Here is a 22,334-nt window from a genome sequence, read left to right on the forward strand (position 1 = left end):
GTTTACCAGCAGACAAAACCACCATCGACCAACAGGTCGACGCCGGTGCAGAACGACGAAGCCTGGCTGACCAGGAAAATCGCCGGGCCGACCATTTCTTCCACGCTGGCCATGCGGCCCATAGGCGTGGTCTGTTCAAAGATCTTCACCTGGTCGGCCACTTCCGGGCGCGAGTTCATCGGCGTGGCGGTGTAGCCGGGGCTGATGCAATTGACCCGCAGGCCCTTGTCGGCCCATTCCATCGCCAGGCTTTTGCTCAGGTGGATCACCCCGGCCTTGGACGTGTTGTAGTGGGCTTGCAGCAAGCCACGGTTGACGATGCTGCCGGACATGGACGCGATGTTGACGATAGCGCCTTTACCTCGGGGCAGCATTACGGCAGCCTGGGCCTGGCAACTGAGGAAAATGCCGGTGAGGTTGATGTCCAGGGTGGTTTGCCAGCGTTGCAGCTCCAGGTCTTCGGCGGCCTGGGCATTGGCGATGCCGGCGCAGTTGACGGCCACGCTGAGTTCGCCGAGTTCGGCTTCGGTGCGCGCCACCGCCGCGTCGAGGGCAGCACGTTCGGTGACGGTGCCGCTCAGGGCCAGGGCGCGACGGCCCAAGGCCTGGATGCGTTCCACGGTGCTGGCGATGCCGGGGCTGCCCGGCAGGTCAAAACAAGCCACATCGGCCCCAGCCTCGGCCAGCCCGACCGCGATGGCCTGGCCAATCCCGCTGCCGGCGCCGGTCACGAAGGCTACCTGGCCGTGAAGACTAAAAAGTTGCATGAACGACTCCATTATTTGAAATAACACCGAACCCCTGTGGGAGCTGGCTTGCCTGCGATGGCGGTAGCTCAGTCACATTTGCATTGGCTGACCCTCCGCTATCGCAGGCAAGCCAGCTCCCACATTGGATCTTCATTGTTTGCGAGGGTAGGGCACTAGGCCGTGGCCATTTCCATCACCGAAACCGGTGTGGCCTCGCCGCGCTCCAATATCCCCATCTGCCGGCCCCGGCTCATCACCATCACCCGGTGGGACAGACCGAGCACTTCGTCCAGGTCCGAACTCACCACAATCACCGCCATGCCCTTGGCTGCCAGGTCTGCGATCACTTCATAGATTGCCGCCCGTGCACCCACGTCGATACCGCGTGTGGGCTCATCCAGAATGAATACTTTGGGGTTGCGCGCCAGCCACTTGGCAATGATCACCTTCTGCTGGTTGCCGCCCGACAAACTGGAAATCCGCGACTGCGGCGCACCTTTCACGCCCAGCCTTGCCACCGCCGTTCGCGCGAACTCGCGCAGCGGGGCAGGCAGCACCCAACCGCTTTTGTCCAGCAGGTCGGTGTTGCCATAGATCAGGTTGTCTTCGATGCGATGTTCCACCACCACGCCTTGCTGCTTGCGGTCTTCGGGCACCAGCACCACACCGGCCTGGATTGCCTCGAAGGGCGAGCGCAACTGGCGAATCTCACCATCCAACACCATGTGGCCTTTAATGTCCTGGGCCGCGCCGGCAATGGTGCGCACCAGCTCGGTCCGCCCGGCGCCGACCACACCGGCAATGCCAAACACTTCGCCGGCGCGCACGCTGAAATCGATGCCGTGCAGCGCAAACTCACGGCAGCTTAGGTCCTTGACCTGCAGCATCACCTGTTCCTTGGGCGCCTGCAACGTCGGGAAAATCCGCTCCAGGCTGCGCCCGACCATTTGTTCCACCAGCTCGCGCACCGGCACTTGGGCAGTGGCGTGCAGGGCGATCTGGCGACCGTCACGCAGCACCAGCACGCGGTCGGCGATGCGCGCGATTTCTTCCAGGCGATGGCTGATATAGACGAACGACACGCCTTCAGCCTTGAGCCGCTCCACCTGCTGGAACAACAGCTCGGTTTCTTCACCGCCCAGGGCGGCCGTGGGTTCGTCGAGGATCAGCAGCCGCGCCTTGAGGGTCAGCGCCTTGGCGATTTCCACCAGCTGCTGGGCGGCCACGCTCAGGCCTTCGACCTTGCGCGACGCTGGCACCTTGAGCCCCAGGCGCTCCAACTGGATCTGCGCCTGGGCTTCGATGTAGTCACGGTCGACCCGCCCGTGACGCATGGGCAGGCGGCCGACGAAGATGTTCTCGGCGATCGACAATTGCGGCAGCAGGCGGATTTCCTGGTGGATCAGGCCGATACCGGCGCCCAGCGCAGCCCCCGGCGAGCCAGGGGCGTAGGGCTGGCCAAGCCAGGTCATGCTGCCCCCGGCTTCGGGTTGCACCAGCCCCGCGATGATCGACGACAAGGTCGACTTGCCCGCGCCGTTCTCGCCGAGCAAGGCCAGCACTTCGCCGGGGCGAATGTCCACGTTGACCTGGGACAGCACCTGCACCGGCCCATAGGCCTTGCTGATATTGCGCAGGCACAGCACCGCCTCAGCGGTGGTATCCAGAGCGGCTGCTCTCATGACGACCTCCGAGGTTTACGGGTGCTGTTGCAGGAACGGCGCGACGTTTTCTTTGGTGGTCAGCACGGTCGGCAGCAGTTGTTCCTTGGGCACGGCTTTACCGGCCTTGAGGTCGATGGCCGACGCCACGGCCAGGCGCCCCATTTTCTGGGTCTGCTGGGTCATGGTTGCGTTCAGCACGCCACTTTCCACGGCCTTGAGCCCGGCGACGTCGCCGTCGAAACCCACCACCACGACTTTGTGATCGAGGTTGCCGACCTTCACCGCCTGGGCGGCGCCGAGGGCCATGGCATCGGCGCGGCCGAAGAATACGCTGATGTTCGGGTCACGCTGGAGCAGGTCCTGGGCCACGGCGAAGCCTTTGTCCTGGGCCCATTCGGCCGGTTGCTGGGCGACCACCTTGAGGTCCGGGAAGGCTTTCAAGCCTTCTTCGAAGCCTTTGGCCCGGTCTATTTCAGGCGTGGTGCCCAACTGGCCTTGCAGGATGGCGATGCGGCCTTTGCCGTCGGTGATCTTGCCCACGTATTCGGCAAGGGTCTTGGCCCCGGCCACGCTGTCGCTGGCGATAAAGGTGTCACCCGGCGCATCGGGCGCGTTGCGGTCCACGGCAATCACCGGGATGCCGGCGGCCTTGGCGGCTTTTACGGGCACACCGGCTGCGGTGGCGCCGGCCGGGATGTAGATCAGCACGTCGATCTGGCGAGTGATCAGGTCTTCAATCTGGCTGACCTGGGTGGACGAGTTGCCCTGGGCGTCCACGGTGATCACCTTGATCCCCTTGGCCTTGCCCTCGGCTTCCACCGATTGCTTGATCTGGTTGAAGAAGTCGGCCTGCAGGTTGGCCACGGCCAGGCCGATGGTCAGGTCCTTGGCCCAGGTGGTGCCGGCTGCGGTGAGGGTGGCGGCCGCGAGTGCGGTGGCGATAAGCAGTTTCTTGGGGCTGAACATGTCGGTGACTCCTGGTTTTATTGTTGGAGGGTGTCAACTGTCGAACAGGTTTATCGGGCGGTGCTGGAGCGGCGTCGCAGGGTGTCGATGGTCACGGCGAGGGCGATGACCACGCCGATCACCACTTGTTGAATGAAGGGCGAGACGCCGAGCAGGTTCAGGCCATTGCGCAACACGCCAATGATCAGCACGCCGACCAGCGTGCCGCCGATGCTGCCCACGCCACCGCTGAGGCTGGCACCGCCAATCACCACGGCGGCGATGGCGTCCAGTTCCAGGCTCAGGCCGGCGCTGGGTTGGGACGAATCGAGGCGGGCGGCGAGGGTGACGGCGGCGATACCGGCCAGGGCACCGCTGATGGCATAGACCCACAGGGTGATCGCACGCACCTTGATGCCGGACAGGCGCGCCACTTCGGGGCTGCCGCCCATGGCATAGAGGTTGCGGCCACCGGCACGAAAGCGCAGGAACACCCAGGCCACCACCAGCATCACCAAGAACAGTCCGACGGTGGCCGAGAGGAAGCCGAAATGCCGCACCGTGGCCAGGCTGGTGAACCAGTCCGGGTAGCCGACGATCTGCCGGCCTTCGGTGAGGATATTCGCCAGGCCTCGGGCGACCGACATCATGGTCAGCGTGGCAATGAACGGCGGCAGCTTGGCATAGGTAATCAGCCCACCGGAGACCAGCCCGGCGAGCATGCCGCTGGCGATCGAGATCGGAATTGCAAAGCCCAGGGGCATGGCCTGGTCCTGGTACAACCAGCCCAGCATCATCATCGAGAACGCCAGCACCGAGCCGACCGACAGATCGATGCCGCCGATCACGATCACCGCCGTCATGCCAATCGCCAGGATGCCCAGCACGGTGACCTGATCGAGGATGTTCAGGCCATTGCGCAACGAGAAGAAGAATTCGGAACTGAAGGAGAAGACCAGCACCAGCAGCACAAGGCCGATCAGCGGGCCACCGATATTGCTGGGGAGCAGTTTCACCAGCCGGGGACGGCGGGTCGGCTTGAGATCGGCCGGGTGATGGACAGAGGCTTTGGCGTCCACATTGTTCTCCTGACTTATTTTTTTTGGAGTTCATTCAGGTAGCGTGAATATTTATGCGTGCCTGACTGTTAATTCAGATTCCAGTGACACCGTGGCAAAGTCAAGCGCTTAATTTTTCATGCATGCCTCTAGACCGCCGTTTTTGCCGGGCGCAAAGCCACGGGATAGATAAGCGCGCGTGGGATTTTAGCCGTCTGTCCGAGGGGCATTTCCGGGTTTTATTTCATTTTTCCGCCGTTCGCTCACTTGACCTGCTGCGGGATCGGCGTCTAAATAGAAATATATTGTCACTGCTGAATAAATATTCAAAACAGCCGTGGACGCTTTCACCCCGCGTGGTCAGCCTCAAAGGAGCCGCTGCATGAATGCCTTCCAGTACGACGCCCACCAGATCAAAGAACAGGCCCGTTTGATCCGGCGCCACGTGATCCGCTTGAATGCCGACTCCCCGGCAGGCGGTCACACCGGGGCGGACCTGTCGGAAACCGACATCCTCGCCACCCTGTATTTTCGCATCCTCAACACCGGCCCCGAGCGCACCGAAGACCCCGAGCGCGATATCTACATCCAGAGCAAAGGCCATGGCGTGGGCGGTTTGTACTGCTGCCTGGCGCAGGCCGGCTACATCCCCACCGACTGGTTGCCGACCTACCAGCACTTCAATTCCCACTTGCCCGGCCACCCGGTGCGGCAGAAAACCCCGGGCATCGAACTCAACACCGGCGCCCTTGGCCACGGCTTGCCCGTGGCGGTAGGGCTGGCGTTGGCGGCGAAGCTGTCGGGCAGTAAAAAGCGCATCTACGTGCTGACCGGCGATGGCGAACTGGCTGAAGGCTCCAATTGGGAAGCGGCGATGGCGGCGGCCAAGTACGGGCTGGATAACCTGTTTGTGATCGTCGACAAGAACAAACTGCAACTGGCCGGGTTGACCGCCGAGATCATGCCGCTGGACCCGCTGGACGTGAAATGGGCGGCCTTCGGTTTCACCGTCAGCGAGTGCGACGGCAATGACGTCGGCCAATTGATCGAGACCCTCGAAACCATGCAAGCCCACACCGGCTCACCCCAGGTGCTGATCGCCCACACCATCAAGGGCAAGGGCGTGTCGTTTATCGAAGCGCGTCCCGAATGGCACCACCGCGTGCCCAAGGGTGACGAAATCAACGCAGCACTGGAGGAGTTGAATCATGGCGAGTGAACACTTGGCGAGCGTCATGGTGGAGGCGTTTATCGCGGCAGTCGATGCCGGCCTGGACGTGGTGCCGGTGGTCAGTGACTCCACCTCCACAGCCAAGATCGGCCCGTTTGCCCAGCGTTTCCCCGAGCGGTTGATCAACGTCGGCATTGCCGAGCAGTCCCTGGTCAGCGTGGCGGCCGGGCTGGCGTTGGGCGGCAAGATCGCGGCCACCTGCAATGCCGCGCCGTTCCTGATTTCTCGCGCCAACGAACAGATCAAGGTGGACGTCTGCTACAACCAGGCCAACGTCAAGATGTTCGGCCTGAACGCGGGCGCCAGTTATGGCCCGTTGGCCAGCACCCACCACAGCCTTGACGATATTTCGGTGATGCGCGGGTTTGGCAATGTGCAGATCTTCGCCCCGGCCGATGCGCTGGAGTGCCGGCAGATCATCGATTACGCACTGCGCTATAAAGGCCCGGTGTATGTGCGGCTCGACGGTAAAGCCTTGCCCGAGGTGCATGGCGCCGACTATCAATTTGTGCCCGGCCAAGTGGACATCCTGCGCCAGGGGGCGGACGTGAGCATCGTTGCGTTGGGCTCCGTGGTGCACGAGGCGGTGGATGCGGCGGCCTTGCTGGCCGAGCAGGGCATCCAGGCGCAGGTGGTCAACCTGTCGTCGATCCGCCCGTTGCAGCGTGACGCCTTGCTCAGTGCACTGAGCACCACGCGCGCAGTGATTACCGTCGAAGAACACAACATCAATGGCGGCGTTGGCAGCCTGGTCGCCGAAGTGCTGGCTGAAGCCGGGCTGGGCATAGCGCTGGTCCGCCTGGGTATCGCCGACGGTGAATACGCCGCGGCCGGCGCCCGCGAACCGACGCGCGCCTTGCATAACATCGACGCGGCTGGGATTGTGGCGGCTGCCACTCGGTTGCGGTGAACCCATGACAAACCACACTCCGCTGATCCTGGCGATAGATGAAGGCACCAGTAACGCCAAGGCGGTGCTGGTCAACGAACTCGGGCAGGTGATTGCCCGGGGTTCGCGGCCCTTGAGCATCAATCACCCCCAGCCCGGGTTTTCCGAGCAGGACCCGTTGTTGATCTGGCTGCACACCCTGGCTGCGATTGAAGAATGCCTGGCCCAGGTGGATCGGCCGATCACCGCATTGGCCATCAGCAACCAGCGCGAGTCGGTGGTGGCCTGGGACCGGCGCAGCGGTGAGCCATTGTCGCCGTGCATCAGCTGGCAATGCCGGCGCTCCACGGCGTTGTGCGCACAGTTGCATGAGCAGGGGCATGAAGCACTGGTCCTGGAAAAGACCGGGCTGGCCCTCGATCCGATGTTTTCGGCCGGTAAATTTCGCTGGATCCTCGACCACCTGGACAATGGGCATGCACGTGCGGCGGCCGGTGAAATCTGCCTGGGCACCGTCGACAGTTGGTTGTTGTGGAAGCTCAGCGGGGGTCAGGTGTTTGCCACCGACTATTCCAACGCCGCGCGCACGCAACTGTTCAACCTGCACACCGGCACCTGGGACCCGGAGCTGTTGGCGCTGTTCGCGATTCCTGCTGCGGCGTTGGCGCCGATCCGGCCGAGTGCGGGGTTCTTCGCCGAAACCGTCGCGCTGGGCGGCTTGCCTGCGGGTATCCCGGTGATGTCGATGATTGGCGACTCCCATGCGGCGCTGTACGGGCAGGGTGGTTTCGCCCCCGGGTTGGTCAAGGCCACCCTCGGCACGGGCTCGTCGTTGATGACACCGATGGGCGGGCCGATTGCATCTACCCATGGGCTTTCCACCACCTTGGCCTGGCATGACGGCCGCGCGGCGACGTTCGGCATGGAAGGCAACATCGTGCATACCGGCGCCGCCGTGCAGTGGGCCTCGCGGCTGGTGGCCGGTGAGTCGCTGGACGCGTTGACCGAACAGGCCGCGCAATTGCCGGATAACGGCGGCGTGTACTTTGTGCCGGCGCTGTCCGGGTTGGGGGCACCGCACTGGCAAGCCGACGCCCGTGGCTTGATCTGTGGCCTGAGCGAGGCCACTTCGGGCGCGCATATTTTGCGCGCCTCGCTGGAGTCCATCGGCTATCAGATTCGTGATGTGTTTGAGGCGATGCAGCAGGACATCGGCAGCCCGTTGAAAGAGCTGTGGGTCGACGGCGGCGCGACGCGCAATCGCTGGCTGATGCAGTTCCTCGCCAACCTGCTGCAACGCCCGGTGGTGCGCAGCCTGTCGCCGGAAGTCTCGGCATTGGGCGCGGCGCACCTGGCAGGTAGGGCGTTGGGGATTTGGGCGAGTGACGAAGCGCTAAGCCAGTTGGAGCGTCAGCGTGAGCGCTTCGAGCCGCAGGCGGATCCGGCGATGGCAGGGCGTTACGCCGAATGGAAAAAGGCTCTGGCCCGCACCCTTCTCTAACCCCCAAACATCAACCCTGTAGGCGCCGGGTTGCCGGCGATAGCGGCCAGCCTGACCTACCGCAATCGCCGGCAAGCCGGCTCCTACAGGTGATCGGGTTGCTGGCTGGAGATGTTCATGGCTTCCAGGTCTGCACGTCCTTGGCATCCACAGCCTTGGGCAGCAATCCCGCCTTGAAGAACGCATCGGCAATCTTCTGCTGTTCGCCCAACTGATCGAGCGTCACCGGTTGCACCTGATAGCTGCGGTGCGCGTTGGCCGCTTCAACGGTGGCCACATCCAGGTTGCCCCACAGCGGGCCCAGCACCTTGGCCGCGTCTTGCGGGTGGGTTTTCACCCATTGGCCGGCTTTTTCCAATTGTTCGTACACCACCTTCAGGACCTCAGGGTGGGCCTTGGCGTAGGGCGTGCCCGTCAGGTAATAGCGCTTGTAGCTGGCCAGACCCGCGCCGTCCGCGAGGGTGCGGGTGGGCAGTTGGCGCTGCACGCCTGTGAGGAAGGGTTCCCAGGTGACCCAGGCATCGACCTTATTGTTCTCGAATGCGGCGCGGCCATCGGCCGGTGTCAGGTAGGCCGGTTCGATATCCGAAAACGCCAGGCCGGCTTTGGCCAGCGCCGCGATCAACAGGTAGTGGGTGCCGGCGGCTTTGGTCACGGCGACTTTCTTGCCTTTGAGGTCGGCCAGTTGCTGGATCGGCGAGTCCTTGCGCACCACGATGGCCTGGGCCGACGGCGAGGGCGCTTCCTGGGCGAAATAGGTGAGTTTGGCCTGGGCCGCCTGGGCGAAGATCGGCACGGTGTCAGCCACGTCTGCGCTGATGTCGACGTTGCCAACGTTGAGTGCCTCCAGCAGCGGCAGGCCGCTGGGGAACTCGTGCCAGGACACGTCGATGTTGTCGGCCTTGAGGGCCTTTTCCAGGGTGCCCTGGGTCTTGAGCAGGGTAATCAGGGTGGATGATTTCTGGTAACCGATACGCACGGTCTCCTGGGCCTCGGCGCTGACCGCCACGGAAAAAGCCAGAAGCCCGATGACAACGGCGAGGGGACGACGAATAGACATGGCGCGCTCGATCTTCAATGGAATGGCGCCAAGCATAAAGTTCTAAAAACCAATCGATAAATACTCTTTCGATCTGAGCTTAAAGCACTTTCTCATCTTGTAGTGAGCGGGCTCGCCCCGCGCCAGAGCCGCCACGAACACCGCAGGTTTCCCGGGAATATAGGCGGTGGGGCTTATTACGCCGCGCGGGGTAAACCCGCTCACTACAACCGCGCGCCGCCACAATCCCCGCGAAGGGTCAGGCGGCTGATTTGGGCCGGCTGTCGCTGAGCACAAACCACACGGCCAGGCAGATGAGGCCGCCGCCATAGAGGTGCGCGATGGACAGGTGCTCACCCAGGAACAGCACCCCCCACAGCACACCAAACGGTGGGATCAGGAAGGTTACCGTCAGTGAACGAACCGCCCCGATATCGGCGATCAGGCGAAAGTACAGGATGTACGCATACGCAGTGCACACAAACCCCACCACCCCCAACGCCATCCAGACCGTCGGGTTGCCCCAGCTGTTCGGCGGGTTGAGCACGGCTGAAACACCAAAGAACGGCAGCAGGAACAACGTCGCGCCGATCTGGCTGCCAAAGGCCACGAGCTTGGCGTCCAGCCCGCCCTTGTCGGCGATCCAGCGGCGCGTCAAAAACCCTGCAACGCCGTAGCACCCGGTGGCGACCAGGCACGCCAACGCGCCAATCACCACGGCGACCGAAAGGGTGACCGGCCCGGTGGTGGTCAGCAGGGTGATGCCCATCAAGCCGATCACTACCCCAGCGGCTTTTTTCGGCGTCAGCGGGTCGCTGAAAAACAGCGCGCCCATCATCACCCCCATCAGCGGGGTGGTGGCGTTGAAGATCGCCGAGTAGCCCGCCGGCAGCAACGTGGCCGCCACGCCGTACATCAGGAACGGCACGCCGGAATTGATCACGCCCAGCACCAGGGTGGGTTTGAGTTTGCCGTCAAACGCGATGCGGGTACGCAGCACGGTGACAATCACCGCCAGCCCGATGGCCCCCAACAGCACGCGGAAAAACGCCGTGGGCAAGGCGCCCAACACCGGCGCGGCGATGCGCATGAACAGAAAACTGGCGCCCCAGATCGCCGCCAGTACCAGTAGTCGAACACCGTCAGAAAGCTTCATGCGTCACCTTTTTTAGTGGAATTCCAAATCGCGTATTGCTCGGGCATGCACACCGCACAAGGCCTGTAGCCGGCGGCAATGGCGGTGGGCTCGTCGGCAAAGAACACGCGGTGTTTCACATAACCGCCGTTGGCGATTGCTCGTCGTGCAGCGCGGCAGTCCAGGCGGCCGTAGATCCGCGTGCCGCGATGCCCGGCGCAGGTGCCCGGCACAAGGCTGGCGTAAGGTTTGCCCGTTACCCCGAGCAAGGTGAACGTCTTCATCGGCCACCCTCCTGGGCATCAGGCGCGTCATGGAACAGCACTTCCAATCCCACCCGTTCGCCACCGCGCACGCGGCTGATGGCGTGCTTGAGGTTCACGCGGTAGCAACCCCGGCTGCCTCTGAACGGGCGCACCGCCGTGGCGATGATCGCCACGTCACCGCGTTTGAGCGGCACCACCATCGGCCGCGATTGCAGACGCGGGCGCTGTTCGGTCATCACCAGCTCACCGCCTTGGAAGTCCGTCCCCGGCTCGGACAGCAGCGCAACCAGTTGCAGGGGAAACACATGGACCCCGGCATTGCGTTGATGCAGGGGCACCTGGTCATGCACACGTAACCGGCATAGGTGGGACTGCCCTCGGGTCTGGCCGGCGTCGTGGTTTTGCCTCAGAAACTCATCCAGCGTAGCCGGGTAGCGCGCGTCGATGGCCAGGGTTTCGTTCCAGCGGTCGGCGACCGGCACCAGGCGCCGGTAGAGCGCCGTGCGCCACTCGGCCAGCGGGGCGGGCAGGTCTGTCTCGAAATAACGCCATTGCGCAAACAGGTCCTGCGCGGTGAGGTGCCCGGCCAGTGAGTCGATGCCGGCTGGGCTCAACAACCCAGGCAGCACGGCGTAGCCTTCGCTATCGAGTTGGCGGTGGAGGTCGGCCCAGTCCAGTTGATCAAGTGCAGCATCGAATTCAAACAGACTCATGTTTACCTCGCATCATGAAAAATCAGGCCGACGGCATGGCGCTGGCCACTGCGGATGCGGCTCACACCGTGGCGCATGGCGACTCTACGGAGACCGCGCGGGCCCACGACCGGCCGCTGATTGACGGTAAACACCAGCCCATCGCCCTGACGCAGCGGGATGACTTCGGCGCGCTGGCCTTGGGATGAACGCTCGGTCATGACGAACTCGCCGCCGACAAAATCGCGGCCAGGCTGCGACAGTAGGATCGCCACCTGGAGCGGGAAGACATGCTCGCCGTAGAGGTCCTGATGCAGGCAGTTGTAGTCACCGGCGCCATACTTGAGGATCAACGGGGTAGGGCGGGCCTGGCCTGCGACATGGCAGTGGCGCAGGAACTCGTTCAGTTCGCTTGGGTACTGCACGTCGAGGCCCAGCTGGAGGTTCCAGGCATTGGCAATCGGGGCGAGACCTGTGTAGAGCGCGTGCCGCAGTTGCTCAAGCAACGGCGGCAAGGGGTAGGCAAAGTATTTGTACTCGCCGCGCCCGAACCCATGCCGCGCCATCACCACCCGCGAGCGATAACCGGCTTCTTGCGCATAGAGCGCGGCGAGCGCCTCGCACTGTTGGGCTGTCAGCAGCGCGGGCAGCACCGCGTTTCCGTGGGCTTCAAGCTCACGGGCGATGCGGCTCCAGTCGTGCGCGGGGGCGTTGTCTCTGGGGGTGTGCATGGCCTTGACGCTCATCGGTGGGCAGATGAGCGGAGTCTAGGGGGCCTGTGCCGGCTTGGAACTCTGCGGCTTGCGGTCGAATTTTTTAACGGCGCAACTGCGCTTCACCTTCGATGCACGCCACCAGAAACTCCATCACCACTTTCACCAAGGGCGAGCGGCGCATGTCCGGGTACACGGTGAGCCAGATGTCCCGCATGGGGCCGTCGGTGGCGGTGGGCAAGCGGGTCAGCAGTGGGTCGTGGTCGCCCACCAGGGTCGGTAGCACTACCGCGCCTACTTGGGCGCGGGCCGCCATTTGCTGGGTGACCAGTTCGCTGGCGGCAAACACGATGGGGCGCTGGCCGCGCAGTTGGTGCATCCAGGCCTGTTGGGGCAAGTGGTCACGGCTGCTGTCGTAGGCGATGAACACCCATTGAGCGGAAGGCTGTTGCGCTAATTCGGCAGCGCCGTACAACCCGAAGCGCACCACGCCGACCTTGCGCCGTACCAGCGCGTCTTCATCGGGACGCACGGTGCGCAGGGCGATATCCGCCTCGCCTTTGTCCAACGCAGCCAGTTGGGTAGAGGGCATCAGCACCAGATTCAGCTGTGGGTACTGCGCGCGCAATCGCGCTACATGCGGTGCGATGCACTGGTTGGCGATGGACGGCGGGCAACTGACCCGCACCGTGCCGGCCATCTCGATGGAAGCGACCCGCGACAAGCGCATCACGTCGGTCGCCATTGCGTCCATGCCCGCCGCCAGTTCGGCCAACGCCAGGCCTTGTGCAGTGAGCGGGCGGCTGCGGGGCAGGCGGTCCACCAGTTTTACGCCCAGGGCTTTTTCCAATGCATCGACCCGGCGCCCCACGGTGGCGTGTTCCACCTGCAACTCGCGGGCAGCCGCCGACAGCGACTGGGTACGCGCCAACACGGTGAAGTAATACAAGTCTTGCCAGTCGAACATCGGGGTATTTCCGCACAGAGGCTGGGAGAGATTGGGGAATTTTCCTACTGATAGGCTCCTTTTACCATGGCCGCTTCCCAGAGCAAACGGAGTTGTTGCCCGATGAAAGCCATCACCTTGCAAGCCTATGGCGGCCCTGAAGTCGCCCCGTTGCGCCACGATGTTCCCAAACCCGAGGTCACCCCGGGGCATGTGCTGATCAAAGTCGCCTGCGCCGGGATCAACTTCATGGACATTCATACGCGCCAGGGCAAATACGCCCAGTCGGTGACCTACCCGGTGCGCCTGCCGTGTACGTTGGGCATGGAAGGCGCCGGCGTGGTGGTGGACGTGGGCGCCGGTGTGAGCCACCTGGCCGTAGGCGACCGGGTGGCGTGGTGCATTGCCTGGGGCGCGTATGCCGAATACGCCAACATCATGGCCGACAAAGTGGCGCAGATTCCCAGCGAAATCACGTTCGATCAGGCGGCTGCCGCGATGTTCCAGGGCTGCACGGCCCACTACCTGATTGATGACGTGGCGCGTTTGCAGGCCGGCGACACCTGCCTGATTCATGCCGCGTCTGGCAGCATCGGCCAATTACTCGTACAAATGGCCAACCGCTTGGGCGCCACCGTGTTCACCACTGGCAGCACCGCCGAAAAATGCGCGATAGCGCTTCAGCGCGGCGCCCACCAGGCCTGGACCTATGACGGCTTTGCCGACCGGGTGGTGGACGCCACAGCGGGGCGCGGCGTGGATGTGGTGTTCGACTCGGTGGGCAAAACCACCCTGCGTGACAGTTTCCGCGCCTGCCGGACCCGCGGGTTGATCGTCAATTACGGCAACGTCTCGGGCTCGCTGACCGACCTGGACCCGATTGAACTGGGTGAAGCGGGTTCGTTGTTCCTGACCCGCCCACGGCTGGCCGACCACATGGCCGACGGCGCCACCGTGCAACGGCGTGCCAATGCGGTGTTTGCGGCGATGCTGGAAGGGTCGCTCAGTGTGGACATCGAAGGGCATTACAGCCTGGAAACGGTGCAGCAGGTGCACGCACGGATCGAAGCCCGGCAACAGATCGGCAAGGCCGTGCTGTGGATCGACCGCGACCTGCATTAATCACAGGCGAAAAAAAACCGGCTGATCAGGCCGGTTTGGGGCACCTCGCCAACGGCGAGGGTTATGCGTTGTTGCTGTGCAGACGATCAGAACCACCTTCGGCCAGGCCACGTTCCTGCAGACGATCAGCACCGCCTTCAGCCAGGCCACGTTCTTGCAGACGATCAGCACCGCCTTCGGCCAGGCCACGTTCTTGCAGACGATCAGCACCGCCTTCGGCCAGGCCACGTTCTTGCAGACGGTCAGCACCGCCTTCAGCGACACGACGTTCCAGCAAGCGATCAGAACCGCCTTCGGCAACGCGGTTACCTTGCAGGCGGTCGGCACCACCCTCGGCCACGCGGCTGTCCATCAGGCGATCTGCGCCGCCTTCAGCGACAACAGGGTGAGCAAAAGCGTTGGCAGCGAGTACCGAGAAAGCGAGGCTAAGCAGGATTTGGCGTTTCATGGTTGTGTGCTCCGAGTGTTTAAGTAGGTTGCTGCTGGGTATGGGTTTGATGGTACGCGTTGGATTTTTTAAGAGAACTTCATTGCACTGATGGTGACTATCGACGCCAGCGATGGCCCGTTTCAGGGGGCCATCGTGGTGCACGTCATGGCATCTGCGGCAGTTCTTGCGGGCGCAGGTCGAACACCAGCACCTCGGCGTCCCCGCCGCCGCCGAGGCGGATCTGGCGTTCATCCCGTACACGGGCGCCGTCACCTTCCTGCAAGCGCTGGCCGTTGACCTCGACGCTGCCCCGGGCCACATGGATGTACACGTGGCGGTCTGGCGCCAGGTCCAGGCTCGCGGTTTCGCTGCCGTTGAACAGCCCGGCATACACCCGCGCATCCTGGCGAACATGCAGCGACCCCTCGGCGCCATCCGGCGAGATGATCAACTGCAAGCGCCCGCGTTTTTGCGCTTCGCTGAAGTGCTCCTGTTGGTAGCGCGGTTCTGCGCCGGCCACGTTCGGCACGATCCAGATCTGCAGGAAGTGCACGCCACGGCTTTGGCTGTGATTGAACTCGCTGTGGGCCACGCCGCTGCCGGCGCTCATCAGTTGCACGTCACCCGGGCGGATCACCGAACCGGTGCCCAGGGTGTCCTTGTGTTCCAGGGCGCCTTCAAGCACATAGGAGAAGATCTCCATGTCGCGGTGCGGGTGCTGGCCGAAGCCTTTGCCGGCCGCCACGCGGTCATCGTTGATCACCAGCAGGTCGGAAAAACCCTGCTCGCTGGGGTTCCAGTAGTTGGCGAACGAGAAGGTGTGGAACGACTTCAACCAACCGTGATTGGCGGCGCCGCGTTCGGAAGCTTTGCGAAGGGTCAGCATGGTCTTGTCCTCAAGTGAGCGGGGTCTGCGAGATGCAGGTCGCTTGCGTTGAGAAGAAGGTTAATGGTTACGGATAAATTCATTAAGAAGCTGAAATCTGAATAACTGTCTCGTTAAAGTTGACAGTAAAAGGCATGCCATAATGTCCGCCGCTTTCCTTGACGATGGACCTTGCTCCTTATGAAAACCGTGGCCATGGCGCTGTTCCCCGACTTCCTCCTGCTCGACATGGCCGGCCCGCTCGAAGTGTTTTCCATTGCCAACCGCTACCTGCCGCAGGCCGACCACTACCAGATCCTCACCCTCGGCATCGAGCCCGGGCCGCTGCGTGCCTCCAACGGTGTGAGCGTGCAGCCCGACCTGCTGCTTGAGCAGGCGGCTGATGACTATGACCTCCTGCTGATCCCCGGTGGCCCCGGCGCCTACAACGAATGCCACCCGGCGTTGCTGCCCTGGTTGAAAGCCGCCGCACCCCGGGCCCGGCGCTTCGGTTCGATCTGCACCGGCGCCTTTGTGCTCGGGCATGCCGGTTTGCTCGACGGGCACCGCGTGACCACCCACTGGCACTACACCGAGCGCCTGATCAAGGCGTTCCCCAAGGCGATCGTCGAGACCGATCGCATCTACCTGCAGGACGGTCGGCTGATCACGTCGGGTGGCGTCACGGCCGGCATCGACCTGGCGCTGTCCATCGTCGCCCAGGACCACGGCAAGGCGGTGGCGGTGGAGGTGGCCAAAGTGCTGCTGGTGGTGATGAAACGCCAGGGTGGCCAGGCGCAGTTCAGCCCGATGACCGCCGCCGTGGCACCCCATGAAAGCGCGATCACCCGGGCGCAGAACCAGGTGCTGGCGCAGTTGGACCAGCCGTTCACCATTGAGTCGATGGCCGCATTGGCCGGCATGAGCCCACGCCACTTTGCGCGGATGTTCACCAAGGAAGTGCAAATGACGCCCATGGCCTTCCTGCAAGGTGCGCGCATCGACCGCGCCCGGCACCTGCTGGAAACCACCGACCTGCCGCTCAAGACCGTGGCGTTCCACGCAGGCTTTGGCAGCGTGCGCTACATGCGCTTTCTGTTCAGTGACAAGCTCGGCCTGAACCCGACCCAGTACCGACAACAGTTCAGTTAACGACAGGATGTCCGTCTGGGGCACCCGAATGTCCGTGTCGCTCCCCCTGCCAGCATTGTCCTGTCACGACAGGCTGGCAAGATAGCCACAGGCCCACGGAAAAGGATGCGCAGCCGCCCAAGGCCGGGCGTTCCAGCGCTTTTACATAGATGAATAATCCTCACTCGGTGAGCTTCGGCCCCTACATCTTTCATCCTCAGCAACGCTTGGTCAGCAAGGCCGGCTGGCCGGTGCCATTGGGTGGGCGTGCGGTGGACATTCTCGCGGTGCTGCTGGAGGCGCCAGGCCAATTTGTCAGCAAGCAGACGCTGATTGCCCGGGTCTGGCCGAGCAGCGTGGTGGAAGAAAACAACCTGCGGGTGCACATCGCGGCCTTGCGCCGGGCCTTGACCGGCCACCCCTATATCCTTAACGAACCGCAACGCGGCTACTGCTTTGCAGCGCCGCAGCAAGACGTGCTGCCCGCGGCGGCGCCTCGGCATAACCTGATGGCGCGGCTCAGCCCGGTGATCGGTCGTGACGAGTTGCTGGGAACGCTGGCACGGCGCCTGTCGGGGCAACGCTTGATGACCCTCACCGGTTGCGCGGGAGTGGGCAAGAGCACCCTGGCGCTGGCCCTGGCCGAACGGGTCTTGCCGCGATACCGCGACGGCGTCTGGTGGGTGGACCTGGCGACAGTCGACGCGCCCACCCAGATGCTGCGCCACCTGGCCAGCGCCCTGCACCTGCAACCCTGTGGCAGCGCCACCGACCTGTGCCAGCAGCTCGCGACGCGCCAGCTGTTGCTGGTGCTCGACGGTGCGGATTTGTTGCTCGGTGCCTGCCGTCACCTGGTGCGTGCCCTGCGGGATAAGGCGCCTCAGGTCAGCGTGGTGTTGAGCAGTCGCGAAGCTTTGCAGGTGCCGGGCGAATGGGTGCAACCCGTACCGCGCCTGGCTGTGCCGGCGCCCTCGGCGTGGGCCAGTGTCGAGCAGGCCATGGATTACCCGGCGGTGCAGGTGTTCGTTGCACGCGTACGCGCCGCGCAACAAGGCTTTGCCCTGCGACCGCAGGAACTGGCCCCGCTGCGCGATATCTGCCGGCGCCTTGATGGCATCCCGCTGGCCCTCGAATTGGCGGCCGCCCAGGTGAGTGCCCTGGGTGTGCACGGCGTACACGCACAATTGCAGCAAGGCTTGCAGCTGCTGACCCGTGGCCGCCGCACGGCGGTTGAGCGGCACCAGTCCTTCACGGCCGCCCTGGATTGGACGTACGAGCGCCTGAGCTTGCCGGAGCGTTGGCTGTTCCTGCAGATGGCGCTGTTCAAGATGGCGGTGACGTTGCCGGCCTTGAGCCGACTGGTCGCCGGCACCGAGCTGGAGCATGCCGACTTGTCTTACTTGCTGGGGCGCCTGGCGGGTACTTCTTTGCTGACCGTGGAACCCGGCCCCGGGCCTACGCGCTACCGCCTGCTCAACAGTGTGCGCAGCTACGCCCTGGCGCAGTTGCGCAACCCCGAGCAAGTGGCGCGCCTGCAACAAGGCTATGGGCATTACCTGGGGCCGTTTTCAGGCCGGCCGTTTGTCTTGCAGCTCGTCGAGCAGGCGGCGTGCGCGAGTTAGGTCATGGGTGGCAAACCCTTCGGTGAATTGCCCATAGACCGAACCCATCAGTTCGCGGGCGACGCGCAAGCGGCCTTGGTCTTTCCATAACCGCGCCAGTGACGTGGCACTGCGTAATTCCCAGGCCAGCGCACCTTGCTGATGGGCCAGGCCCATGGCCTCCAGCAGCAACGCTTCGGCCCTACGGGCGTCCGCCATGCCTTCAGCCCTGACCCGCAGAATCTCTGGGGTACACCAACCGGCCGCACCGTTTCGGGCGCGCTCAAACGCGGTGTCACTGACTTCGCTGGCCTGGAAGGTCAGCAGGAGGTCTTCGACCAATCCCAGGCCTTGCAGCGATGCGTGTTGCGCCGTGCCCGCGTAGTGCTGGGCCCAGGTATGAAACAACTGCACCGAGTGTTTTTGGGATTGTTGCAACAACAGCTCCAGTAACGCCTGTGCTGCCGGGGTGTCGCCGTTGTAGCGTGCGATCACCACACCGGCCAGCGCCAGGGTGTAGCAGATCGACGTGCCGTGGTTGATCTGCAACGCCAGTTCCAGGGCTTGGCTGGCCGTGCGCCAGGCGCGCTCTGGAAAACCGCGCAGCCACAGGGTACGCGCCAGGATGGTCAAGGACGCCACGCTCTGGTCGTACTGCACGCCGAAACCATGGGTAAACCGGTTGAGGTGGCCGCTGTGGGCCATGCGCTGGATCACCTGCTCGGCGTTGTGCAGCGCCAGCGCCTGGTTGCCGGCGAAATGCTGCGCCAGCACCCGCAGGCGCTGGGCGCTGAGGGCCAGCAGCGGTTCGGTGTGCGGGCCGAGTTGATCAAAGTGCAGGCTTTGCGCCAGCGCTTCACGGTAGTTACCGCAGCACAGGTTGACCGCCATGTGCCCCGACACTGCACGCAACTGGCCGGCCAGGTCCTTGCCGCCTTCGGCCAGGCGCCGTGCGCAGGCAAAGGCGGCAATGGTCTGCGGTGTGCCGCCCTGGGTGTGATAGGAAAAACTGCCCAGGGCCAGTTGCAGCAACATGTGCAGGCGCTGGCTTGGCGCGCTCGATTGCTTGAGCCGTGCCAGGGCCTTGCCCACGTACAGGCCGTGTTCGCGCAGCAGCGACAACTCTTGCCACAGCGGCATGGCGCCGACCGTCAGGCGAATGCCCAGCAGGTGCGTGCCCTGGTCGCCCAGGCCCCAATCGAGGGCGGCGCGGATGTCTTCACGCAAAGGTGCGTAACGGTCGATCCAGGTTTGGGTAGCAATCAACTCCCAGTCATCCTGGGCCTGGTTCATCAACGCCAGGCAGCGTTCGGCATGGCGTTCACGGGTGGCCTGGAGTTCATCGGCCACGCTGAGTTGTTCCAGGGCGTAGGTGCGGGTGATATCCAGCAAGCGATAGACCATCTCGTCATCGCCGGCTTCCACGTTGAGCAGGGACTTGGCGACCAATTGGGTGATCGACCCCAGTACCTCGCTGGGCGCGATCTGCTCCCCGGCAATCACCGCGGCGGCACTCGCCAGGCTGAACCCGCCGCGAAACACCGCCAGGCGACGCAGGCAGATCTGCTCGCAAGGGGTCAGCAGGTCAAAGCTCCAGTCCAGCGTGGCGCGCAGGGTTTGCTGACGGGGCAGGGCGCTGCGCTGGCCACGGGTGAGCAGGCGGAAGTTGTCTTCCATCTGCACCAGCAACCCCGGCAGGCCGAAGCGTTCGATCTGGGCGGCAACCAGTTCAATGGCCAGGGGAATGCCGTCCAGCCTCTGGCAGATATCAATCGCCAGCGGCAACTCGGCTTCGCTCAGTTCAAAGCTGTCCTGGTGGGACATGGCCCGCTCGATCAGCAATTGCAAGGCCGGGTAGCCCAACGCCTGGGCACGGTTGCCAGTGGCGGGCGGGCAGGCGAGGGGGTCCAGGCGTTGCACGCATTCGCCTTCGGCCCGCAAGGCCTCGCGGCTGGTGGTGAGGATATGCAGGTGAGGGGCGTGACGCAGCAGGGTTTCGCTGATCAGCGCGATGTCATCGAGCAGGTGTTCGCAGTTGTCGATCACCAGCAACAGCTGGCGGTCGCGCAATTGATGGGCAAAGGCGGCGAGGGGCTCATGCTCGGCGCACGTCAGGTCGAGCAGGGCGGCGAGGTTGGGCAGGATCATCGACGGTGCGCTGAGCGGTGCCAGGTCCAGCAGGCGGATGCCGTCGCGGTAATGCCCGATCAGCAGTTCCGCCACGCGCAACGCGACGGTGGTCTTGCCGATGCCCCCGGGGCCGGTCAGTGTGATGAAGCGTTGCTGGGGCAGTTGCTGCACCAGCGTGTCGATCAACGCCTGGCGGCCGATCATGCGGGTGTGGCGCAGCGGCAGGTTGTGGCACGCGCGTTGGGGAGCGCCGTCGGTGGGCAGTGTCATCGGTTCGATGCTCAGTGGCGCAACAAAACTGTAGCCACGCTGCGCCACCGTGACGATATAGCGCTGCCCGGCCTGGCCATCGCCCAGCGCCTTGCGCAGCGCTGCCATGTGCACGCGCAGGTTGCCGTCCTCGACCACGCTTTTGGGCCAGACCCGCGCGATCAGTTCCTGCTTGCTCACCACATTGCCGGCGTGTTCCAGCAGCACCAGCAGGATCTCGACTGCGCGCCGCCCCAAACGCAACGGGCGACCGGCCTCCAGCACCAGGCGTTGGTGCGGGTGGACACGGTAGGGGCCGAAATGCACGGCCTGGTCGCGGGGGTCACTCATGGGTGGCCGTGCTCTGGGAAAAGGGTCTGGGCAGCATATGCCACACGGGTGCAGACCACTAGGCCGCGATCACTTGGGGCTTGTGGCGTAATTGGTGGTTTCGCCAGGTCATCGGGTTGACGCCTTCGCTGCGGGTGAACATGTGGCAGAAGTGCGCCTGGTCGCAAAACCCGCACTCCAGGCTGATTTGCGTCAGGCTCAGGGCGGAGCCGGTGATCAGCTCTTTGGCCCTTTGGATGCGCTGTTGGCGTATCCATTCCTGGGGCGACAGCCCGGTGGTGCACTTGAACGCGCGGGAAAAATGGCTGCGCGACAGCGCGCAAGCCTGGGCCAGGTCAGCAATGGCCAAGCTTTCACCGAGGTTGGCGAGGATCAACTGTTTGGCAATACGCTCGCGCCGAGGGCATAGGCCGCCGGTAGCGGATAAGCGGGGAGCACAGTGCTCGAGTCGGGCCATGACGAATATCCGCAGTCGATGGGAGCGTTCCCGGTGAATGGATGCAGTGTAGACGTGGCCAATCTTGTTGCCGGACCGTCTGGCTGACGAGTTAATCGTTGTTAATTTCGCCAGGTCCGGGGCCGGAAAAGACAGCACAGACGTGCAATCGCGGCGCCGACTGGCGTGCTTATCTGGCGGCTTGCCAACCGTTTGGATACACGCCATGAACCGTAACGACCTGCGCCGCGTCGACATGAACCTGCTGGTGATCTTCGAAGCGCTGATGTTCGAAAAGAACCTGACCCGGGTGGCCGAAAAACTGTTCATGGGCCAACCCGCCGTGAGTGCGGCGCTGGGACGTTTGCGGGACTTGTTCGACGACCCGTTGCTGTTGCGCAACGGGCGGGGCATGGAGCCCACGCCACGCGCCGTGGCGATACTCAAGGAGCTGCAACCGGCCATGGACACTATTTCGGGCGCGGTCAGCCGCGCCAAGGATTTCGACCCTTCTACCAGCTGTGCGGTGTTTCGCATTGGCCTGTCCGATGACGCTGAATTCGGCTTGTTCCCGCCGTTGCTCAGCCAACTGCGCGAGGAGGCCCCTGGGATTATCGTGGTGGTGCGGCGGGCCAATTACCTGCTGATGTCGTCGTTGCTGGCCAGCGGCGAGATTTCAGTGGGGGTGAGCTACACCACCGAACTGCCGGCGAATGCCAAACGCAAGAAACTGCGGGATATCCCGTGCAAGGTGTTGCGTGGGGATGACGGCGTGCAGCCGCTGACGTTGGACGACTACTGTTCGCGGCCCCATGCGATGGTGTCGTTTTCGGGGGATTTGAGCGGCAATATCGACCTTGATTTGGCACGCATTGGCCGGTCGCGGCGAGTGGTGTTGGCGGTGCCGCAGTTCAGTGGGTTGCGGGCGTTGCTGGCGGGCACGCAGATCATTGCGACGGTGCCGGATTACGCGGCGTGTGCGTTGACTGAGGGGACGACGTTGCGGGCGGAGGATCCGCCGTTTGCGATTGATGCGGCGGAGTTGTCGATGGTGTGGAGTGGGGTGCATGACAATGACCCGGCGGAGCGGTGGTTGCGGGGGAGGATTGGGGAGCATATGGCTCGGGTGGTTTGATTGCGTACATATCCGTTATTTGGGGGATGGCTGAAATTGGTTCCGCTCTTACAGCG

At 63.7% G+C, this 22,334-nt stretch carries 21 protein-coding genes; 7 read left to right on the forward strand and 14 right to left on the reverse strand.

The genetic code is table 11. From position 1 onward, the window contains the following. Positions 1-2 precede the first annotated feature (2 nt). The 4 genes from HX792_RS27360 to HX792_RS27375 all read right to left on the reverse strand — a co-directional run bounded on the left by HX792_RS27360 (position 3) and on the right by HX792_RS27375 (position 4,437). A complete protein-coding gene (locus HX792_RS27360) occupies positions 3-767 on the reverse strand; it encodes an SDR family oxidoreductase (protein ID WP_176999004.1) in 765 nt (254 codons plus the stop codon). 155 nt (positions 768-922) lie between these two features. Continuing rightward, entirely contained in the window at positions 923-2,431 is a 1,509-nt protein-coding gene (locus HX792_RS27365; protein WP_176999005.1) for a sugar ABC transporter ATP-binding protein, read from the reverse strand. A gap of 15 nt (positions 2,432-2,446) precedes the next feature. After that, positions 2,447-3,379: a sugar ABC transporter substrate-binding protein gene (locus tag HX792_RS27370; protein ID WP_176999006.1), complete on the reverse strand. Its 933-nt coding sequence runs from the start codon at positions 3,377-3,379 to the stop codon at positions 2,447-2,449. Between the two features lie 50 nt (positions 3,380-3,429). Next, the gene (locus HX792_RS27375) at positions 3,430-4,437 is read right to left on the reverse strand and encodes an ABC transporter permease (protein WP_176999007.1); all 1,008 of its coding nucleotides are present in this window, start codon (positions 4,435-4,437) and stop codon (positions 3,430-3,432) included. A gap of 361 nt (positions 4,438-4,798) precedes the next feature. Between HX792_RS27375 and HX792_RS27380 the strand changes: the two genes are divergently transcribed. Genes HX792_RS27380 through HX792_RS27390 form a run of 3 tightly spaced genes read left to right on the forward strand, consistent with a single transcriptional unit; the run spans position 4,799 to position 8,037 of the window. After that, positions 4,799-5,635 carry a transketolase gene (locus HX792_RS27380; protein WP_176999008.1) on the forward strand — a complete coding sequence of 279 codons (837 nt, stop codon included), beginning with the start codon at positions 4,799-4,801 and terminating at the stop codon, positions 5,633-5,635. Next, entirely contained in the window at positions 5,625-6,557 is a 933-nt protein-coding gene (locus tag HX792_RS27385; protein ID WP_176999009.1) for a transketolase family protein, read from the forward strand. Before HX792_RS27380 ends, HX792_RS27385 begins: the two co-directional genes overlap by 11 nt. 4 nt (positions 6,558-6,561) lie before the next feature. Continuing rightward, on the forward strand, positions 6,562-8,037 hold the full coding sequence (locus tag HX792_RS27390) for an FGGY family carbohydrate kinase (protein WP_176999010.1): 1,476 nt from the start codon (positions 6,562-6,564) through the stop codon (positions 8,035-8,037). 115 nt (positions 8,038-8,152) lie between these two features. Here HX792_RS27390 and HX792_RS27395 read toward each other — a convergent pair whose 3' ends face one another. From HX792_RS27395 to HX792_RS27420, 6 genes are all read right to left on the reverse strand, one after another. Further along, a complete protein-coding gene (locus HX792_RS27395; RefSeq protein ID WP_176999011.1) occupies positions 8,153-9,097 on the reverse strand; it encodes an aliphatic sulfonate ABC transporter substrate-binding protein in 945 nt (314 codons plus the stop codon). A gap of 238 nt (positions 9,098-9,335) precedes the next feature. Next, a complete protein-coding gene (locus HX792_RS27400) occupies positions 9,336-10,232 on the reverse strand; it encodes a DMT family transporter (RefSeq protein WP_176999012.1) in 897 nt (298 codons plus the stop codon). Next, positions 10,229-10,495 (reverse strand): Ada metal-binding domain-containing protein, encoded by a 267-nt coding sequence (locus HX792_RS27405; RefSeq protein WP_176999013.1) that lies wholly within the window; start codon positions 10,493-10,495, stop codon positions 10,229-10,231. The genes HX792_RS27400 and HX792_RS27405 overlap by 4 nt, the downstream gene beginning before the upstream one ends. Continuing rightward, positions 10,492-11,190 carry a 2OG-Fe(II) oxygenase gene (locus tag HX792_RS27410; protein ID WP_176999014.1) on the reverse strand — a complete coding sequence of 233 codons (699 nt, stop codon included), beginning with the start codon at positions 11,188-11,190 and terminating at the stop codon, positions 10,492-10,494. The genes HX792_RS27405 and HX792_RS27410 overlap by 4 nt, the downstream gene beginning before the upstream one ends. A 2-nt stretch (positions 11,191-11,192) precedes the next feature. Then, positions 11,193-11,900 (reverse strand): 2OG-Fe(II) oxygenase, encoded by a 708-nt coding sequence (locus HX792_RS27415; RefSeq protein WP_176999015.1) that lies wholly within the window; start codon positions 11,898-11,900, stop codon positions 11,193-11,195. An 85-nt stretch (positions 11,901-11,985) separates the two neighbouring features. Next, positions 11,986-12,849, reverse strand: coding sequence for a LysR family transcriptional regulator (locus tag HX792_RS27420; RefSeq protein ID WP_176999016.1), 864 nt, complete (start codon positions 12,847-12,849; stop codon positions 11,986-11,988). Between the two features lie 102 nt (positions 12,850-12,951). On the opposite strand from HX792_RS27420, the gene HX792_RS27425 reads away from it, so the two are divergent. Continuing rightward, complete coding sequence (locus HX792_RS27425; RefSeq protein WP_176999017.1) at positions 12,952-13,950, forward strand: quinone oxidoreductase; 999 nt, start codon at positions 12,952-12,954, stop codon at positions 13,948-13,950. 61 nt (positions 13,951-14,011) lie between these two features. Here HX792_RS27425 and HX792_RS27430 read toward each other — a convergent pair whose 3' ends face one another. After that, positions 14,012-14,398, reverse strand: coding sequence for a hypothetical protein (locus HX792_RS27430; RefSeq protein WP_176999018.1), 387 nt, complete (start codon positions 14,396-14,398; stop codon positions 14,012-14,014). A gap of 145 nt (positions 14,399-14,543) precedes the next feature. Further along, positions 14,544-15,266 (reverse strand): pirin family protein, encoded by a 723-nt coding sequence (locus tag HX792_RS27435; protein WP_176999019.1) that lies wholly within the window; start codon positions 15,264-15,266, stop codon positions 14,544-14,546. A 180-nt stretch (positions 15,267-15,446) separates the two neighbouring features. Between HX792_RS27435 and HX792_RS27440 the strand changes: the two genes are divergently transcribed. Together HX792_RS27440 and HX792_RS27445 are read left to right on the forward strand one after the other, a co-directional pair. Continuing rightward, positions 15,447-16,397 carry a GlxA family transcriptional regulator gene (locus tag HX792_RS27440; protein WP_176999020.1) on the forward strand — a complete coding sequence of 317 codons (951 nt, stop codon included), beginning with the start codon at positions 15,447-15,449 and terminating at the stop codon, positions 16,395-16,397. 149 nt (positions 16,398-16,546) lie between these two features. Beyond that, the gene (locus tag HX792_RS27445) at positions 16,547-17,998 is read left to right on the forward strand and encodes a winged helix-turn-helix domain-containing protein (RefSeq protein ID WP_176999021.1); all 1,452 of its coding nucleotides are present in this window, start codon (positions 16,547-16,549) and stop codon (positions 17,996-17,998) included. Here HX792_RS27445 and HX792_RS27450 read toward each other — a convergent pair. Together HX792_RS27450 and HX792_RS27455 are read right to left on the reverse strand one after the other, a co-directional pair. Beyond that, complete coding sequence (locus HX792_RS27450) at positions 17,945-20,707, reverse strand: winged helix-turn-helix domain-containing protein (RefSeq protein ID WP_176999022.1); 2,763 nt, start codon at positions 20,705-20,707, stop codon at positions 17,945-17,947. The two genes, HX792_RS27445 and HX792_RS27450, sit on opposite strands and share 54 nt — an antisense overlap. A gap of 58 nt (positions 20,708-20,765) precedes the next feature. Next, entirely contained in the window at positions 20,766-21,164 is a 399-nt protein-coding gene (locus HX792_RS27455; protein ID WP_176999023.1) for a helix-turn-helix domain-containing protein, read from the reverse strand. Positions 21,165-21,369: 205 nt separating this feature from the next. On the opposite strand from HX792_RS27455, the gene HX792_RS27460 reads away from it, so the two are divergent. After that, positions 21,370-22,278, forward strand: a complete 909-nt coding sequence (locus tag HX792_RS27460) for a LysR family transcriptional regulator (RefSeq protein ID WP_176999024.1) — start codon at positions 21,370-21,372, stop codon at positions 22,276-22,278. Positions 22,279-22,334 lie beyond the last annotated feature (56 nt).

Origin of the sequence: Pseudomonas sp. B6002 (genome assembly GCF_013385985.1) — a bacterium.
In the GTDB taxonomy this organism is placed as follows: Bacteria; Pseudomonadota; Gammaproteobacteria; order Pseudomonadales; family Pseudomonadaceae; genus Aquipseudomonas.

Coding starts and splice junctions, on each gene's coding strand:
- HX792_RS27365 (WP_176999005.1), bottom strand. CDS start 2,431: ATGAGAGCAGCCGCTCTGGATACCACCGCTGAGGCGGTGCTGTGCCTG.
- HX792_RS27415 (WP_176999015.1), bottom strand. CDS start 11,900: ATGCACACCCCCAGAGACAACGCCCCCGCGCACGACTGGAGCCGCATC.
- HX792_RS27445 (WP_176999021.1), top strand. CDS start 16,547: ATGAATAATCCTCACTCGGTGAGCTTCGGCCCCTACATCTTTCATCCT.
- HX792_RS27425 (WP_176999017.1), top strand. CDS start 12,952: ATGAAAGCCATCACCTTGCAAGCCTATGGCGGCCCTGAAGTCGCCCCG.
- HX792_RS27410 (WP_176999014.1), bottom strand. CDS start 11,190: ATGAGTCTGTTTGAATTCGATGCTGCACTTGATCAACTGGACTGGGCC.
- HX792_RS27380 (WP_176999008.1), top strand. CDS start 4,799: ATGAATGCCTTCCAGTACGACGCCCACCAGATCAAAGAACAGGCCCGT.
- HX792_RS27420 (WP_176999016.1), bottom strand. CDS start 12,849: ATGTTCGACTGGCAAGACTTGTATTACTTCACCGTGTTGGCGCGTACC.
- HX792_RS27400 (WP_176999012.1), bottom strand. CDS start 10,232: ATGAAGCTTTCTGACGGTGTTCGACTACTGGTACTGGCGGCGATCTGG.
- HX792_RS27405 (WP_176999013.1), bottom strand. CDS start 10,495: ATGAAGACGTTCACCTTGCTCGGGGTAACGGGCAAACCTTACGCCAGC.
- HX792_RS27395 (WP_176999011.1), bottom strand. CDS start 9,097: ATGTCTATTCGTCGTCCCCTCGCCGTTGTCATCGGGCTTCTGGCTTTT.
- HX792_RS27385 (WP_176999009.1), top strand. CDS start 5,625: ATGGCGAGTGAACACTTGGCGAGCGTCATGGTGGAGGCGTTTATCGCG.
- HX792_RS27450 (WP_176999022.1), bottom strand. CDS start 20,707: ATGAGTGACCCCCGCGACCAGGCCGTGCATTTCGGCCCCTACCGTGTC.
- HX792_RS27460 (WP_176999024.1), top strand. CDS start 21,370: ATGAACCGTAACGACCTGCGCCGCGTCGACATGAACCTGCTGGTGATC.
- HX792_RS27430 (WP_176999018.1), bottom strand. CDS start 14,398: ATGAAACGCCAAATCCTGCTTAGCCTCGCTTTCTCGGTACTCGCTGCC.
- HX792_RS27455 (WP_176999023.1), bottom strand. CDS start 21,164: ATGGCCCGACTCGAGCACTGTGCTCCCCGCTTATCCGCTACCGGCGGC.
- HX792_RS27360 (WP_176999004.1), bottom strand. CDS start 767: ATGCAACTTTTTAGTCTTCACGGCCAGGTAGCCTTCGTGACCGGCGCC.
- HX792_RS27435 (WP_176999019.1), bottom strand. CDS start 15,266: ATGCTGACCCTTCGCAAAGCTTCCGAACGCGGCGCCGCCAATCACGGT.
- HX792_RS27440 (WP_176999020.1), top strand. CDS start 15,447: ATGAAAACCGTGGCCATGGCGCTGTTCCCCGACTTCCTCCTGCTCGAC.
- HX792_RS27390 (WP_176999010.1), top strand. CDS start 6,562: ATGACAAACCACACTCCGCTGATCCTGGCGATAGATGAAGGCACCAGT.
- HX792_RS27370 (WP_176999006.1), bottom strand. CDS start 3,379: ATGTTCAGCCCCAAGAAACTGCTTATCGCCACCGCACTCGCGGCCGCC.